Source organism: Saccharicrinis aurantiacus (assembly GCF_947489045.1).
Lineage (GTDB): Bacteria > Bacteroidota > Bacteroidia > Bacteroidales > Marinilabiliaceae > Saccharicrinis > Saccharicrinis aurantiacus.
Map to the genome: position 1 here is coordinate 16,454 of NZ_CANLCN010000032.1, position 17,606 is coordinate 34,059.

Genomic DNA, 17,606 nt, shown 5'->3' on the forward strand with positions numbered 1-17,606 from the left:
AACCTTGCTTTGCACATGCTGCATGGTCGGTACGTGGGCTCCTAAAGTCGCCTCCGTTCTCCCTGCATCATGGCAAACCAAGGCCTTTGTTGCCGTTTCTATCTGCGCTGCGTGTGAGGCATCAAACCCTAAAAAAGAGTGCTCATTCGTACCCGTAAGTACACATCATAAATTAGTAACTACCATTAATATTATGTATGCTAGTATTTTGTGAAGCGTAAATAATAATCAATTCTCAATTAATGAAACATTTATATTTTATACTGCTTATCGGTATTTTAACTTCATGTACTACATCTGAAGAAAATACAAAACCCCATAAAACATTAATCGATTTCTTTTTACCATTACCCAATCAAGCACCTTTGGTAAGTGAAGGTACATGGGGAGCTGAAGTAGTTTTGCCGCGCGATACAGCCAATGGCCTCGAAGATGCTACACTTAAAAATTGGTGCTACTGGGATGGCAGCATTGTAAAAGACGATGCCGGCAAATACCACATGTACGCCAGCCGATGGACACAAGAGTTAAGTCATAGCAAGGGCTGGAATAAGGGTTCAAAGGGAATGCATTCTGTATCCGATCATTTATTTGGGCCCTATAAAGATTTAGGAGAAGCATGGCCCAATTGGAACAATGGCATGGGACATAATGTAATTGGTTTACGCATGCACGATGGAAGATATGCATTGGTAAATAGTGAGGTGGTTCCGGGCGAAGTATTCGTATCCGATAATCCAGAAGGTCCGTTTGAGCGCTTGGGTAATTTTAAAATTGATCCGAATGGATATTATCCTGGTTGGGGACGTTATAACGAACTTGATGATGGAGCCATGAAAGCAGGTGTTGTTGGTCACCTATCTAATGTAATGATTATTCTTCGCCCCGATGGCCGATATATGATGGTAGCGCGTCACTGTGTTCCAATGATTAGTGATAACGGAATATTAGGCCCCTATAAAATGCTTGCCGATAAAGCTTGGTTGGGCGTAAAAGGACTACCGCAGTTTAAAATGGAAGACCCTACGGTTTGGTATAGCGATAATATGTATCACATTGCTGTTAACTTTCATGGTGCCGATTCAACCTTTCACCTGACCTCAGCCGATGGTATCCATAATTGGAAAAACCGAGGCTTGGTGTATCATAACTCTCGCAATGTATTTAAACATACCGATGGAACTGTTGAAAACTGGTTTACGGTGCAACGCCCAACGGTTTATGTTGAAGATGAAGAAGTAAAAGCTTTTAACTTTTCGGTTATTGATGTGCATAAAGGAAAAGATAAAGCCAACGATAATCATGGTAGTAAAGTAATTGTAGTTCCGTTTGATGGCAAGGCATTTCGAAAGCATATTAACCAAATTGTAGAAGCAGAAAATAACCTAAGCGATGCAACTCCTGCACCGGTGCCTTGGCAAAGTACCGATATTGGAACCGTAAAAACCAATGGTAATACGGGTTACGATGCGGAGGTAAATACCATCCGCGTAAAAGCATGTGGCAATAAAATTGATGCTACACAAGATGCATTCCGATATGTATATCAAGAAGTGAGTGGCGATATTGCTTCGCAAGTATTGGTGCTGTCGCACGATGTATCTGAAAATCCGGTTAAAGCCGGATTAATGATTAGAAGTAGCTTGGAGGATGATGCTCCTTTTATTTACGCAGCTATTGATAAGGGAACTGGGTTTACCTTGACAAAGCGCGATAAAAAAGGAACTACAGTATCAACTGTTCATAAATCAGAAATGGAAGCTCCATATTACCTGCGTATGATTAAAAAGGGTGATTTGGTAAGTTGTTATATCTCATCGAGCAATCGCCTAAATTGGAAAATGGTGGGTAAACTTAAAATAGATTTAAACGATACCTTTTATATGGGTTTAGCAAGTACATCTAATAACTCGGCAGAAACAGGTTTTGCGCGTTATAAAAATGCTGAGATACATACTTTAGGCAAACCAAAGCAGGATGGTATTGTAAACCATACCTTCCCTGATACCATTTCGGCATCAGGTATTGTCGACTTTGAAATAGAAATGGAATCGATTAAAGCCAATGATATTTGGGTGGAACTACAAAACGTGCAAACCCTCGAAAAATATAAAGTTTTACGCAAGCGTTGCTGGAAAAGCGGCAGCTACAAACTGACCTATGATGCCGGAAAACCGCTTGACCCCAATGCTACTTATTGGTTTGTTATTAAAACAGTACCCATGCATTTTCACGACAGTGAACACATTCAATCGGCCTTTAAAAAAGTATTTGTGCAATAGGCGTAATAAGGGATAGGATTTAAATATAATATGGGCGAATTCAACAGGATTCGCCCATCTTTTTTTAACTCCTCAGTGAAAATACATTGAATTGATTTGATCTGCTGGGTAACACGGTTTATTGAATAGACCCTTTGTGGTTTTAAACACGCTATTAAATAATTCTCAAGCCTTGTTGGTTTGTGCATGCCTCCGCTGCATTTTTTTGATGGCTTGTGGGTTTGTACATTACACTGCTGTAATTTTTTGGAGGCTTTTGGGTTTATGTATGCCTCCGCTACATCTTTTTGAGGGCTCGCGAGTTTGTGCACGTCATTGCTGCAAAATTCTGATGGCTCGTTGGTTTCTACATGCCTTCGCTGCAATTTTTTGGTGGTTTGCGTGTTTGTACACGTCGCCGCTGCAACTTTTGGCGCAATGTGTATTTATACTTTGCTTAAACCTATTCATCCATATGTAATCCATTTTAATGTATAACAGGTACCAGAGCATTATGCTGGCAAGTGCACAAAGTGGGAGGAGTTGTGTACATCTTATCGACCTTAAAAATAAAGCTTTGAATAAGCTGTTTAAGAGTACTTCCATTTTAGGTAAAACGCTTATAGATATACCCTGCGGTTTACTTGCAATGTAAATAAGGCACAATGTTTTTTTTTGAAGAAAAATAGGCTTAATGCTTTTGAACTTCTCAGTTTACTGCTTTACTAAGTATAGCAATTTACGGTATTTAACCCCTTCGTGTTTTATAGCTGTGTGCTTGTAAGTGTTTGAAATATAGGTTTTATTATTTAAAATAATTGAGAACATTAATAAAACGGGGAGACACAGGTAACTAGCTAGTTTTGTATTTCTTTAAATTAAAATTAGAATCATTTAAATACAGGAACCCAAAATTATAAAACATGAATCTCTTAAAACTACAATTCGTTTTACTACTATCAGTTTGTGCTGTTGTACTTAGGGCACAAAAACCAAATATTGTTATAATTCACACCGATGAGCATAACTTTAGAACCTTAAGTTGTTATCGTGAGCAAATGAGCCAAGATCAGGCCTACGTGTGGGGTAAAGGTTTGGGAGTAGAAACTCCTAATATTGACCGTATTGCAAATGAAGGTGCTATTTGTATGAATTATTATGCTTCATCTCCAGTATGTGGTCCATCGCGCGCTTCAATGATGACAGGCTTATATCGTCAGGGAACTGGTGTAATTAAAAATGGAATGGATTTACGGCATGATGTACCTACATTTTCGCAAATACTCAAAGAGAATGGTTACGCTACTTCTTATTTAGGAAAATGGCATTTAGAGGAAGCCCCTAAATATACCTTTAATATACAGTATAAAGCCGGGTGGGAAGATAATACTTACATGATGAGTGGAGGGCACAACCCATATTTCCATGTAACTGCTGATGGAGTAAAAGCATTAAATGCAAAACGATATAAAGATTTCCCTCAAGATGAAGTGGTGCATTTAACGGATTACTTTGTTGATAAAACCTTGGATGTATTAGAACGCGATAAAGACAAACCTTTTTGTGTAATGGTTTCAATTCCTGATCCGCATACACCCGATTATGCCAAACCTCCTTACCATACCATGTATGATGATATGGATTTACAGATGCCTAAAACTATGACTCCTGAGTATGCAGATATACGCCCCATTTGGGCATTGGGAGAGAAAACTGAAGCTAAGGGTTTTAACGTAAAAGCACTTCGCCAATATTTTGGAATGGTAAAACATATTGATGATAGAGTGGGGGATATTTTACAATTTTTGGATGATAATAATTTAGTTGATAATACCATAGTGGTATTTACTTCAGATCATGGCGATATGTTTTTTGAACATAAAAAGATAAACAAAGGTATCTCGTATGAGGGGTCAACTAAAATACCCTATGTAGTGCGTTATCCAAATAAAATCCCTGCCGGAAAAGTGATTCGAAAAGCTTATACCAATGCCGATTTTGCTCCTACCTTAATTGAAATGGCAGGCCTTAAAACCCAAGCTAAATTTGATGGGGAGGCTACTGCTAAAGACTTCTTTAATAAAGAACAATTGGTGGTTGATGATAGAATTGTGCACATGGCCGAAGCAAACCAAATATGGGTTGGTGCGGTGAGTCGTAAATATAAGTTAATATTGACACGCAAAACCGAGCCTTGGTTATTCGACTTGCAGCGCGACACAGATGAGGTAGTTAATTACTACAAACATCCCGAATATAAAGCTGCAGCCAAAGAAATGATGTCAGTATTAAAAGCTCGAATGAAGCAGTTTGATGAGCCTATACTAGATCCTAAATACAAGTTGATTTACGAGTAAAATATTAATAAGTAGGGATATGAAAAAAATAAAAACTTTTGTAATAGCAATGTTTCTATGTTGTTTAATACTGCCAAGCCAAGCGCAATTTGTAGATACCATGCAAAAGAATGGATTGTCTTTTAACTTGCGAAAGGATTATAAGCTTAAGAATGATAATGCTCATAAAACAAATTATGCAGCAGTAATCACTGAATATACAATTCCCGAAAAAACCTTTGCTGATGACTATAAATGGTAATTTTTAGAAGATGCTAATGGTATTTTAATACAATATGAAGTAGCTTCAGAAAATCAGAGATAAATAAAAGAATGAGCCAGTTGGATTCCATTATCCAACTGGCTTTCATGTATCTAATTGCTACGTTTTTTACCGTTAATAAACTCAATAAAGGCGATATCTAAAAGAGTTTATAGAGCCTTAAATATATGATATACGCACAGAAACAACTGCAACACAAGTAAGCACAGATGATTCTTCTTCTTGAGTTATTTTTGAGAAAGAAAGTGATGGTCAATTATCATAAATAGATCGTTTTATTAAAAATAATTGAATAAAAGATACCTACAGAATGAGACAATTATTATTTTTTGCGGCTTTATGTTTATGTATAAATATCAGCGCCCAGCACATTAATTTTAATGAGGATTGGCGTTTTAGTTTAGGCGATGAAAACGGATGGGAACAAACAAACTTTGAAGATGAAGGTTGGCGTCTGCTCGACTTACCTCACGATTGGAGCATCGAAGGCGAATACAGCAAAGATAATCCGATGGCACATTTTTGTGGTTATTTACCTGCTGGGATTGGATGGTATCGTAAAACCATTACAGTTCCGCAAGAGTGGAAAGGCAAACATATTGAAATTGCCTTTGATGGGGTTTTCATGAATAGTACCGTTTGGGCTAACGGCCGAAAGCTTGGTGACCGCCCTTACGGATGGGTTTCGTTTGCTTACGATATTTCAGAAGAAGTAGCTAATTCTAATACAATTAGCTTTGCAGTTAGGGTTGATAATGACAAACAGCCATCAGCTCGTTGGTATACCGGTTCGGGTATTTATGCCAATACTTGGATTGATGTGAAAGAGAATATACACGTGCCTAAATCGGGTATTTGCATCCGCACAGAGGGTAATGTGGTTAGTGTAGATACCGAGCTTTTTAATAAAACAGAAAAAGGCAGCAAAATAACATTGGTTTCGAGCATTAAGGATGCCAACGGAAAAGTGGTAGCATCAGCCAATGCAAAACTAAAATTAGAAAGCAAGCAACAGAGTGTTGAAAAACAAGTGCTGACTATTGAAAACCCAATGCTTTGGGATACCGATAATCCGTATTTATACACCTTGAAAACCGAAGTAAAACAAGGTAAGCAAGTGCTTGATGTGGTGAATACGCGTTTTGGAGTGCGCGATATTAAATGGATACCCGAAACAGGTATGTGGTTGAATGGAAAAAATGTAAAACTACAGGGTGTTTGTAATCATGCCGATGCTGGTGCATTGGGTGTGGCAGTTCCGCATAAAATTCGTCGCTTCCGCATTCAACAGATGAAAGATATGGGGGTAAACTCCATTCGCACTTCGCACTATCCGCGTCCTCCGGAGTTTTACGACTTGTGTGATGAGATGGGAATGTTAGTGATGGACGAGATTTTTGATGGCTGGCACCAGAAAGCAGAAAACGATTATGGTGCGCATTCATTCGATGAGTGGTGGAAACAAGATATGACCGATTGGCTAAAGCGCGGTCGCAATCATCCTTCCATAGTAATTTACAGTGTAGGTAACGAAACGCATGGCGATATAGCGCCTGAGCTAGTGGCTACTTGTCATGATTTAGATCCAACACGACCAGTAACCTCGGGTCATTCAAACTCTGAGGATATGGATGTATTTGGTGTAAATGGTTCTAGTGAAATGAAGGGTTTCATCGAGAATGAAGTTCCTAAAGACAAAGTTTTTATCGGAACGGAGAATACGCATACTTTGCAGGTAAGAGGATATTATCGTACAAAAACATGGTATCGTAACGGATATCCTAACGAAAAACGTCGCCCGCATTATTATCCTGATTTAACAGAGGAAGAAGTTTTTACATACGATTGGGCACCGGATTCTGAAAAAGTAAACTCAAAGCAGATTTTCTTATCGAGTTACGATAATGCCACTATCCGCTTAAACTCGCGCCATAATGTGGAGAAGTTACGCGATATTCCATATTTCGCAGGTTCGTACCGATGGACGGGTTACGATTATCTGGGCGAGACTAAGTATCATGGAGGATGGCCTTTTAAGGCATTATCATCAGGAGCGGTTGATATAGCCAATTTTGAGAAGGATTTATATTACATGTATCAAAGTCAGTGGACCACAGAGCCAATGGCACATATTTTACCACATTGGACACATCCAACCATTAAAGAAGGAACGGAGATTCCGGTTTGGGTATATTCTAATTGCGATGAGGTAGAATTGTTCTTTAACGATCAATCTTTAGGGAAAATAAAGCCTGGTAAAACTTGGGATACTATGAATTGCCAGTGGTTGGTGCCTTGGAAACCAGGAAGCATTAAAGCTGTAGCCTATAAAAACGGAAAAGCCACCGTAACTAAAACGATGACTACTGCCAATACGCCTGCTAAAATTGCTTTGAGTATTGATGGTGCGCCAATGGCCAACAAAAACAAAGATTTGGTGCAGGTACGCGTAACTACTACTGATGCCAAAGGTACAATGTATCCGTATGGCGAAAACCGTACTTACTTTAAAGTATTTGGATCAGCTTATATTAAAGCCTTAGATAATGGAAGTCCGATGGATGTGGAGCAACATTACCTTGCACAAAGTCGCAATGCTTTTTATGGCTTAACCAGAGCTTATGTTGAGGCTACTGATGCCACGGGAAGTATTAATTTATTGGCAGCATCTATTTTGGGTGAGAAAAAGCAAATCACGTCAAATATAGTGAGTGTTAATGCACAAATGTTGAATATTAGAGGTGATAAAGTAAATCCAAATATTCAGGTGTATTACACCACAGATGGTAGTGTGCCAACCACAAAATCATCGAAATATAAAAATAGTTTTGAGGTGGCTTTAGGCACTACGGTTAAAGCTTTAGTAATTGCTGATGGTGATGAAATATGCACCATGGAAGAACGTTTTGCTATGGACGAAGGTTTTATTTTTGATGCTGAGGTAGGTGAAATGGTAGAAGCTGGCGATCAGGCCGAGGATGCCAAACTCGTAAATGCAGTGGTGCAAAACAAGGGTAAAGGTTTTAACGGACAGTCGTACGTATTTATGGGTAAGCAAGAAGGCGGCAGCGTTGAGTGGTACTACGAGAATGATGGTGCAGCAGGGCAATTTAACTTTAAAATTAGATACAGTGCTTCTGATTTATTGAGGGGCGAGTATAAGATTGTGCTAAATGTAAATGGAGTAGAGCAGAAAATAACTTTGCCTACCACTAAAAATTACCGAAATAATTGGGAGATTATTGGAGCCACCGAGAATTTAAAAGCGGGTGCCAATACCATTAAAATTACAACACTACAAGGCGATGGTTTATGCATTGATGAAATAAGGGTTTACTAAGTTTCTATATAGGTTGTTATTAAAAAGAAGCTGTTTCATTTAGTCTGAAACAGCTTCTTTATTACCCATTCATACAATTTACTTCACACACATTAATTATAATCTGAATTTTGAACCAACTCAGGATTGTTATCCAACGCAGTTTGTGGTAAAGGCCATTTATAATGGCGTTTTTCAAAAACTCTATTATTAACAGGGTCTCCTTCAAAACCATTAAGTACCTGCTCTGCAATGCCCCATCTTTTTAAATCAAAATATCGACTGTTTTCTAGGGCAAGCTCTACTCTACGTTCGTACCTTACGATATCTCGCAACTCATCAGTTGCTGTTGTGGTGATGGATGGATACTTATCTGTTTCCGTAATTCCAACACCATAAGCTCTTGCCCTAACCGTATTAATAGCCTCCAAAACAGTTGCATCTGACCCTTTATTATCTTCAATCATAGCTTCGGCATACATCAATAATACATCGGCATAACGCAGGTGTACATAGTCTGTTCCATCGTTAAAAATGTCCTGTGGATTATCAAACATTGTTTGGGATATACCTTTTACAAATACAAAACCAAATACCGGGTTAATTTCAACTTCATCAAACCATTGTGGTTGTATTATTAACTCCATTCTAGGATCTCTATTTATTGTAGGATTTGCTTCATCGTACAAAGGTGATTCGGTAATAGGTTTACCATCGGTACATTCAAAAGCATCTATAAACTCTTGGGTTGGATGAAGGTTTCCCCAACGCGCGATAACATTCTGATGCGATTTCTTACTACCAGGAGACTCCCCCTCAATGTTATACATTTTAATTGAATAAATAATTTCAGGATTATTATCCTGCGAACCATCCACAAATAAACTTGAGTAATCATCAACTAAACTATAATGTTTAGAGTCAATAACACTTTTTGCGGCTGCAGCAGCTCCTGCATAATCAGTTGCCATATATAGTAGAACCTTTGCCTTTAGGGTTTGTGCAGCGCCACGCATTACATGTCCATCGTACATCTTATCGCTTAACATAGGTATGGCCATATCAATATCTTTTATACACTGCTCAAAAACCTCTATCTGCGTACTTTTAGCTGTATATTGGTTTTCAATAGTAGTGGCATCAACTCTTATGGGCACATCGCCATAACATGCACCTAAATAATAATAAGCATAAGCACGTAAGAACATTACTTCTCCTTTCATCTGGTTTATTTCATCTGCTGACATAACATCAACTAGCTGCTCTATGTTTTCGAGAAAAAGATTGCAACTATTTATGGCATTGTAAGAAACGGGATAAAGTGTTTTTATCACTCTTTTTGAATCGCCATTGGGATTGTAATTGCCTATCACCAAATCTCTAAAACCATTATCTCTAGAACCATAGGCATTATCCGTTAACTCTTCCCAACCTTGCAGCATAATAGGATAAATCCAATAAGTAACGTTACTATTGGCATAACACTGAGCCTGAAACTGACTATAACAGCCCGCTAAAGCCAACTCAGCATCTGTTTTTGTTTTCCAAAAGTTACCGCTATTCAGTTTATCTTGAGGATTCTTATTTAAAAAATCATCAGAACATCCTGAAAGAGATAGGATGAACAGGAAAGCTAATACATATGATAAAGCAAATCTGTCAGTATTGGTTGAAGCTTTATCATTCTTTAATCGATATATATTTAATTTCTTCATTGTTTAATAACTTTAGATTTCTTAAAACGACACGGTTAATCCCATGGTATACACCTTCGTATTAGGGTAGTTGTAACTTGTTTTTACCTCAGGATCAATGCCAAATAAATCGTCTGCCATAAATGTGAGCAAGTTATCTCCTGAAAAATAAACCCTAACCTTATCTAATTTAATTTTGCTAATTACTGATTTTGGCAAGGAGTAACCTAAGGTTAGGTTTTTTAATCTGAAATAGGAAGTGTTGCGTAACCAAAAGCTATTCACAAACTGTTTACCATTATATTGAGCCATATCACTTTGGTGATAAACAGCAGGTAATTGCGCATCCTTATTTTCAGGAGTCCATGCTTCTGTTAACCACATTTTTGCACTATTTCCATCTTGCGTAAATGGCTCAATACCATGATCCATTAGGTAAGATTTTTGTCCACTCACACCTTGCCAAAACATACTTAAATCAAAACCTGCATAAGAAGCAGAAAGGTTAAACCCGTAAAAGAAATCAGGATGTTGTCCATCAATATGAACACGGTCATCACCATCAATAACACCATCAGGAACCCCATCAGGGCCACTAATATCTTTTACTTTAATACCACCTAGGTAGGGTTCTAAGGGATGATCTGGCGCATTATCAATTTCTTCCTGTGTATCAAAAAAACCATCAAACTGATACATATAGAAATCATTATAAGGATATCCCTCTTCGTTAATATTTCTATCATTTATTTCGGTTGCACCAAATTTTGTCATTTCATTTTTATACCACGATAGGTTTCCTGAAATACTGTATTTAAATTTTCCGATGGTGTAATTATGACCCAATACGAAATCCCAACCTGTATTTTTCATTTCACCACTATTTACCTGTGGTCCCATCACTCCTGATTCTTGTGACACTTGCAAACGTCGGAGTATATCACTTGTTACCTTACTGTAATAATCTACATTAAGGGTAAGCAATGCATTTTTAATACTAATATCTGCACCTATATCTGTTATGGTTGTTGTTTCCCATGTGATATTCGGATCAACTAAACGATCCATAACAACACCAGGATCTACTCCATTCCCAAACGGATAACCATATGTTCCACTATAGTATGATGTTGTATAATGAGGAACTGGCGCTTTACTACCAAATGAGTAAATTGATTGCCAAGCATAGTCGTTATTACCATCGTTACCCAATTGCCCCCATGAACCACGTAATTTTAATTGATCAAACCAATCAGAATCTTGCATGAAACCTTCTTGATCTAATCGCCAACCTGCCGAAACAGATGGAAAAACGCCCAATCGGTTTCCTTGTGCAAAACGAGAACTTTCATCGGCACGTACATTTACTTCTAGTAGGTACTTATCCTTATAATCATAGTTTATTCTTCCAAAAAAACTACGCACTGCACTTTCCGACATTGAGCCATCGGTGGCTTGTGTGTCCGTTCCAGCGCCATCTAATTCCGTAAGAGATTCGTGAACCACTCCTAGTCGAGAAGAGTTTGTCCATTCGTGCAATCTGCTCTCTATACTTATCCCTCCCATGGCTTTTATTCCATGATCATTAATATTCTTATTGTAAGTAAGCGTTGAATAAAAGGTTGTTGTGCGCCAATGTTCGTTATTGGCTTGTATTTCTGGAGGATTACTTCCTGCAACCCTTAAAAATTCTCCTGTTCTGTAATTGTATTCCTTAAACTGAAGACGTTGGAATTTTGATTTGGTATAATCAAACTTATAAGCTCCTTTGGCAAAGAACTCTAGATTCTTTGTAATATTAGCTCTCAAAAATAAATTACCATTAAAATTGTACTTATTATCTGAATAACCTTTTTGTCCGTACAACGGGCCGAGCGGATTTTCGCGCGTAAACCCTTCATCGTGCATAAAACCATCCGGATCGTTTTCTGAACCAGAAAAGGCCTTTCCTGCTAAATTACCATCGGCAGTGTAAGGTCCCCAAGTAGGACGAACTTTCCAAGCAGCAGTTAATGGATTAGACCATGCATCATTAGGTCCAACACGATCCGATGCCATACCCATAATCACAGTACCCACTTCAATATATTTATTCAGATTGGTTTGTAGGTTAATGTAAATATTGTTTTTATTGTATTCCGATGTTTTCATCACACCCTCTTGCTGCCACGTTGATAATACAATATTATATCTGGTATCTTCTGCCGAACCGCTAATGCCAATAGAATGCTTTTGCGTAGTACCTTGTTGCGTTACTAAATCAACCCAATCGGTATTTGGATATAAAAACTCACCTTTATTTGCACCATAAGCATTGATGATTTCTTGCGGATATGGAGTAAGTCCGCTTTTGCCAGGATTATTCGTGATGGACTGATTAAATAAATTCATAAAGTCAACAGAATTAGTAATCATATCGGGCATCATAGTAGGATTACTTATGGCATAACTACCATCGTAAGTAACTGTATTTTTTATGGTTGAGCCTTTTTTAGTTTGAATAAGAATAACACCATTGGCAGCTCTCAGACCATAAATAGCAGCAGAAGCGGCATCCTTTAATACACTCACCGATTCAATTACACTTGGATCTAAATCGGCTAAATTACCTTCTACACCATCAATTAAAACCAACGGTGTGTTACTACTTCCATAGGAATTTAAACCCCTAATTTGCACATTTAATTTCTCGTTACCTGGTGCACCGCCAACTTGTGAAATATTTAATCCCGGAACTTGCCCTTGTAGTGCCTGAGTAGCATTTTGCACTGGTCTATCTTCAAAAGCCTCTGCTTTTACCATAGATGTTGCTCCCGTTAAGTTTGCCTTTTTCATGCTACCATAACCAACAGCAACTACCTCTTCAAGACCAATAGCATCTTGTTTCAGCGTAATATCTATTGTGCTCTGTGAACCAACAGCAATTTGTTGACTCGCCATTCCAACAAATGAAAAGATAAGGATATCGCCCGATTTTACATTTGCTAAGCTATACTTCCCATCCATATCTGTAATGGTACCTGTTGTAGTTCCTTTTTTTACTACTGAAACGCCGGGGATTGATAAACCAGCATCATCACTAACTTTACCAGTAATCATTCGGCCCTCTTCAGCTTGCATATTATTAGAAAGTAGCATGATGGAATGATCTCCACTTACCTGATAATTAATATCTAATTGAGTAAATACTTTGTCTAATGCTTCAGTAACACTTACATTACCAATGGGTTTAGATACTTCTTGTTGGGTATCAATTTCCGATGAGCTAAGAAAAAACTTGTAGCTTGTTTCTTCTTCAACAAAACTGATAAATTCATTAAGCTTACTTCCACTAAACTCATTATCAAAATCGATTGTTTGAGACAGTGTAGTAGCCGAAATAGGTAGTAGAGCAATAAATAAAAACAAGCTGAGCATTTTCATTTTGAGCCATAGATTTTTTGATATATTACTCCCAAGTGAGTAATATTCTAGATAAAACTTCATAAATTTGATTTTCATTAAGGTTAAAAACTATGTTTTTAATTTACCAAGCGGAGGGTGCTGCAACACTTTCCGCTTTTTGCTGAGAGTCACTTACGAGGCACTTTTCTTTTGATTTAGATAAACCATATCATCTTTCTTTTCAACATCAATCCCTAAGGTGTTTTTTAGTATGATTAATAATTGATCGATGGTTTCGTTATGTATTTTGCCTGAGAAGCGCTTATTTGCAATGTTTTTATCCAAAGAAATTTGAACGTTGTAGTAACGCTGCATCTGATTAACTACTTGCTGAAGCGTTTCATTATCAAAGTTTAATTCTGACTTTTGCCAAGCCACTAATTCACTTGCCTTAAGGTGTTTGTTTAATTGGAGTGTGTTATCTGTTTTATTATAACTCACTACTTGCCCTGCACGCATTGTGGTTACATCTTTACTTGAGGTAACACTAACCACACCCTCTAATAAGGCAGTACGTATCATTTGATCTTCGGCATAAGCCATTACATTAAAATGCGTACCGGTTGCAATAATAGATATACCCTGTGCTGTGACTGTAAAAGGATGACTTTTATCGGAAATTACCTTAAAGGTAGCTTCTCCTGTTAAAGAGATATTTCGCTCTCCTTTCTGATATGAATTTTTATAACTGAGGGAACTTTCTGAATTAAGATATACCTGAGAACCATCAGGCAGCATTAGTTGTGCTTTATCTCCTCTATCGCAAGTTATTGTGGTAGTTCCATCTGCATGGTGGTTATATCCTAAGTAATAAGCTAAAGACGACAAAGAAATAATTAAAGCAAGTGAGGCTGCTACCTTTAGGAGTGGAGAAATTTTACGAATATTTGGCTTGGTGGTTCGTGATTTAAACTTTAGCAAGGCTGCATCAATATCATAACTTTGGTGCAAAGAACTTGAACCCTTATATTCTCCTTCAAGCTGTTTATAATAGCTTTGTAATTCTTCAGAATCATTTAAGAGTTCTTCAAACTTTATACGGTTATCTTTACTTAATTCTCCTGATAAGTAATCGAAAATAATAGGATCTAGATTATTGTACATCTGTTTTTTAAAATGGGTTTATTATATAGATGCACAAATTCAGTTTTACCCTTAGTTGTTTTTAATGTTTTTTTACATTTTCTTCAAAATTCAAGGATGTAATACAATGTAAAGTTGCATTAGGCTTTGTTTGTTAAGTTGTTGTGGGGGGTTGTTTGTTTTTACAAATAAAAACAAATTAAGATGAGAGGGTAGGAGTGTAGCAACTCTTGCTTTAAAGTTTTTGTTGCTTTAGCCATATGAGCTTCTACAGTTTTTATTGAAATATTGAGTTCGTGAGCTACCTCTTTGTTTTTTTTGTTTTCAAAACGTTTCAGTTTGAAAACCTTCATTTGTTGATTTGGTAATTTTTCAACAGCCTTTTTAATAGATTCTTCTAACTCGGTGATAATTATTTTATCTAATGCATCTTTTTCTGGTTTGGGCGTATTTTCTAATACTTGTAAGCCAATTTCAGAAATGGATACTTTTCGTTTATTACTACGTAGATAAAAAATACAATTATTATAGACCGATTTATATAAATAACTTTTCAGATGGCTAACCTCATTCAAAGTTTCTTTATTTTTCCAGAGCAGATAAAATGTTTCAGAAACTACATCTTCAGCTATTTTTGTGCTTTTTACATATCGAAGTGCATAATTACAAAGGTTTACATAGTGTACTCTATACATAGATTCAAAATCGCAACTTGCATCTGTAGAAATGTTCATCATAGCTTATTTGAATAAGAAAGGGGTTTAAAAAAAAACGAGGTAATTGATTTAACAATTACCTCGTTTGGCATCGCTGGGATGCAATATACAATAATTTTTTTGTCGTAAAAATGAACTAATGCTTCTTCTTTTTCTTCATGCTTTTTTGTTGCGATGCCATTTTTACCTTAAGCGGACCATAGCCATTTTGCCAATCGCCACCACACTCTTTTAATAATATGGTTTTAAGTGTTTCTAACTTCTCAGGATATTTCATGGCCAAATCATTCAGTTCTTTATAATCTTCATCTAGTTTGTATAACTGAAATGAGTTCCCTTTAATATGGTATTTCATTTTCCAACCATCTTGGGTTACAATTGATGGGCCCATGGTTCGTGATGATAGTACTATATAATCGTGTGCTTTACTTTTGCCTCCTAATAATGTTTTGGCGTACGATTTACTGTCTTTACCTTTTTCTTGGTCTTGACCCATTAATTCGGCTACTGTATTTAATATATCGTAGTTGGCTACACGCTGGTCAGAGCTGCTTCCTGCTTTGATGTTACCTTGCCAAAACCAGAATAAAGGTACGCGTGTTCCGCCTTCCCAGTTGGCGCGCTTTAAGCCCGACATGCCGTTGTTTCCATCAAATACATCATTACTTAAATCACTTAAAAAGCGTGTGTGTACATCATCATAGTTCTGGCCGGTTTGCATGTTCTTTTTGGTATCTGTGCGTCCCGGCTGACGCGCATATACCTCGTGGCCGTTATCACTAGTAAAAATTAAAATGGTGTTATCTAATATGTCTTGTTCCTCAAGCTTGGCAAATATTTGGCCTACAGAGTTATCTAAATACTTAATCATCGAGGCATACTCTTTTTCCATTTCTGTTAAATCAGGATTGTTTTTTACTTCGGGATGAACTGCTGGAACTGCAATGGGGCCATGCGGTAATTGTGTAGGGAAGTAGGCAAAAAATGGTTGCTCTAGCTTATTCTTGTGATGATCGTCCATCCACTCCATCATCTTATCCACAATTAAATCTTCAGAATATTGAGCTTTTCCAGTCATATCCCATCGTGCTTTATAACCTTCGGGCGATTCAACCATATTGGTTAATCCACAATCAACATGTGTATTACCTGGTATATCTACCTTTTCGCCATTCTCAAATAAAAACGGTGGGTAAAAACCATGACAACGTTGGTGATCGTAAAAACCATAATGGTAATCCCATCCATGGCGTTCAATTCTTTCGGGAGTTGTGGCAAAACCCCAATCTATTTTACCAAATTCGGCAGTGGCATAACCTGCTTTTTTAGCTACTTCAGCTAAAAATACATCATTAGGTTTGGCAGGAATCATCACATCGTGTATCTCATCTTTAATTTCTTGAAACGACATGCCATTATCTAAATTCATGTAAATACCCGCTGTTGAAATATTAAATAAATCGCGTCGTGCATCGTGCATTCCGGTTAATAAGCTGGCACGTGCAGGAGCACAATAGTTACAACCATACGCATTTTCGAAACGCATACCAAAATCGGCAATTCTATCAATATTGGGTGTGGTAATATATTTTTGTCCGTATGTACTAAGCATTCCTCTGCCCAAATCATCGGCATAAATGAGTATGATATTCGGCTTTTCATTCTTCTTCGATGTTTTTGCAAATGCAGTTGTTGATACCAATAAGGCCACAACAAGAAGTTTTATGATATTCATTATTCAAAAGTTTATATGATTCTGATTTTCGATGAATAAAATAAGTGAATATGATGCAGTTTGTTGTTTGTATGTGTACATATTGTGTGCTTTGGGCTAAAAGAGGGAGTGCTTCTGAGTATGCGAACAAATGTAAAGTGTTAAACACAAAAAAGACCAGCCTCTCAGCAGGTCTTCCCTTATCAATCCCTTTTATAATTAATTGTTTAGTTTATTCCTCTTTGTTTTTACGTCGTTGGCGTGTTTTGCTATTTTCATCAGAAATTAACTTTTCAACAGCCGCGCATACATTTGTGTAATCTTTATCGGCAATGTATTGGCGGTAACGCAAACCACTTATTAGCTTGGTGTTTACCAATGCTACCAATTGTTTTTTAAGCTTAGTGGCTGCCAATACCTCTTTCTCGTTTAATCGCGTATCTAATAAATCAGCTTGCGAGTTTTCAAAATTACTAGCCGATATCTTTAGCGCTTCAGTTAAAGGAGCTACTCCAGGTAAAGCCATGGTAGCAGCTACCATTTCTTCTTTTGCCAAATCGGTAAAATACGAGTTTAGGTAAGCTGTTTCAGCTCCGTTGCTTGAGTTTAATATATCGCTCTTATACCTGTCGTTTAAACCTTGCAATAGTATTGCAGCGTCGGCAATTTCTTTAGTAGGATAACGTGAATTCGACGTAAGAAAAGTTCTATTTTAAGAGAAAAGAAACAAAGCATTTGTTATATTTAAGTATCTAA

Annotated in this window: 10 protein-coding genes; 4 read left to right on the forward strand and 6 right to left on the reverse strand. The window is 37.2% G+C overall.

What is annotated here, in order from left to right:
- The first annotated feature begins 242 nt into the window (after positions 1 to 242).
- The 4 genes from QMO11_RS21155 to QMO11_RS21170 all read left to right on the forward strand — a co-directional run bounded on the left by QMO11_RS21155 (position 243) and on the right by QMO11_RS21170 (position 8,220).
- Complete coding sequence (locus QMO11_RS21155; RefSeq protein WP_282039881.1) at positions 243 to 2,282, forward strand: glycoside hydrolase family protein; 2,040 nt, start codon at positions 243 to 245, stop codon at positions 2,280 to 2,282.
- A gap of 902 nt (positions 2,283 to 3,184) precedes the next feature.
- Positions 3,185 to 4,618 (forward strand): sulfatase-like hydrolase/transferase, encoded by a 1,434-nt coding sequence (locus QMO11_RS21160; protein ID WP_282039883.1) that lies wholly within the window; start codon positions 3,185 to 3,187, stop codon positions 4,616 to 4,618.
- 19 nt (positions 4,619 to 4,637) lie between these two features.
- On the forward strand, positions 4,638 to 4,859 hold the full coding sequence (locus tag QMO11_RS21165) for a hypothetical protein (protein ID WP_282039885.1): 222 nt from the start codon (positions 4,638 to 4,640) through the stop codon (positions 4,857 to 4,859).
- Between the two features lie 331 nt (positions 4,860 to 5,190).
- The gene (locus QMO11_RS21170) at positions 5,191 to 8,220 is read left to right on the forward strand and encodes a glycoside hydrolase family 2 TIM barrel-domain containing protein (RefSeq protein ID WP_282039887.1); all 3,030 of its coding nucleotides are present in this window, start codon (positions 5,191 to 5,193) and stop codon (positions 8,218 to 8,220) included.
- 92 nt (positions 8,221 to 8,312) lie between these two features.
- Here QMO11_RS21170 and QMO11_RS21175 read toward each other — a convergent pair whose 3' ends face one another.
- The 6 genes from QMO11_RS21175 to QMO11_RS21200 form a co-directional block, all read right to left on the reverse strand.
- Complete coding sequence (locus QMO11_RS21175) at positions 8,313 to 9,914, reverse strand: RagB/SusD family nutrient uptake outer membrane protein (protein WP_282039889.1); 1,602 nt, start codon at positions 9,912 to 9,914, stop codon at positions 8,313 to 8,315.
- A 21-nt stretch (positions 9,915 to 9,935) separates the two neighbouring features.
- Positions 9,936 to 13,379 carry a TonB-dependent receptor gene (locus QMO11_RS21180; protein ID WP_282039891.1) on the reverse strand — a complete coding sequence of 1,148 codons (3,444 nt, stop codon included), beginning with the start codon at positions 13,377 to 13,379 and terminating at the stop codon, positions 9,936 to 9,938.
- A 90-nt stretch (positions 13,380 to 13,469) separates the two neighbouring features.
- The gene (locus tag QMO11_RS21185) at positions 13,470 to 14,441 is read right to left on the reverse strand and encodes a FecR family protein (RefSeq protein ID WP_282039893.1); all 972 of its coding nucleotides are present in this window, start codon (positions 14,439 to 14,441) and stop codon (positions 13,470 to 13,472) included.
- A gap of 161 nt (positions 14,442 to 14,602) precedes the next feature.
- Positions 14,603 to 15,157, reverse strand: a complete 555-nt coding sequence (locus QMO11_RS21190) for an RNA polymerase sigma-70 factor (RefSeq protein ID WP_282039895.1) — start codon at positions 15,155 to 15,157, stop codon at positions 14,603 to 14,605.
- Between the two features lie 115 nt (positions 15,158 to 15,272).
- Complete coding sequence (locus QMO11_RS21195; protein ID WP_282039897.1) at positions 15,273 to 16,871, reverse strand: sulfatase-like hydrolase/transferase; 1,599 nt, start codon at positions 16,869 to 16,871, stop codon at positions 15,273 to 15,275.
- 211 nt (positions 16,872 to 17,082) lie between these two features.
- Positions 17,083 to 17,496, reverse strand: a complete 414-nt coding sequence (locus QMO11_RS21200) for a hypothetical protein (RefSeq protein WP_282039899.1) — start codon at positions 17,494 to 17,496, stop codon at positions 17,083 to 17,085.
- Between the last annotated feature and the right edge of the window lie 110 nt (positions 17,497 to 17,606).

What these genes read in the sequence shown, in the direction of transcription:
- QMO11_RS21155 (WP_282039881.1), top strand. Translation starts at nt 243, where the DNA reads ATGAAACATTTATATTTTATACTGCTTATCGGTATTTTAACTTCATGT.
- QMO11_RS21160 (WP_282039883.1), top strand. Translation starts at nt 3,185, where the DNA reads ATGAATCTCTTAAAACTACAATTCGTTTTACTACTATCAGTTTGTGCT.
- QMO11_RS21165 (WP_282039885.1), top strand. Translation starts at nt 4,638, where the DNA reads ATGAAAAAAATAAAAACTTTTGTAATAGCAATGTTTCTATGTTGTTTA.
- QMO11_RS21170 (WP_282039887.1), top strand. Translation starts at nt 5,191, where the DNA reads ATGAGACAATTATTATTTTTTGCGGCTTTATGTTTATGTATAAATATC.
- QMO11_RS21175 (WP_282039889.1), bottom strand. Translation starts at nt 9,914, where the DNA reads ATGAAGAAATTAAATATATATCGATTAAAGAATGATAAAGCTTCAACC.
- QMO11_RS21180 (WP_282039891.1), bottom strand. Translation starts at nt 13,379, where the DNA reads ATGAAGTTTTATCTAGAATATTACTCACTTGGGAGTAATATATCAAAA.
- QMO11_RS21185 (WP_282039893.1), bottom strand. Translation starts at nt 14,441, where the DNA reads ATGTACAATAATCTAGATCCTATTATTTTCGATTACTTATCAGGAGAA.
- QMO11_RS21190 (WP_282039895.1), bottom strand. Translation starts at nt 15,157, where the DNA reads ATGATGAACATTTCTACAGATGCAAGTTGCGATTTTGAATCTATGTAT.
- QMO11_RS21195 (WP_282039897.1), bottom strand. Translation starts at nt 16,871, where the DNA reads ATGAATATCATAAAACTTCTTGTTGTGGCCTTATTGGTATCAACAACT.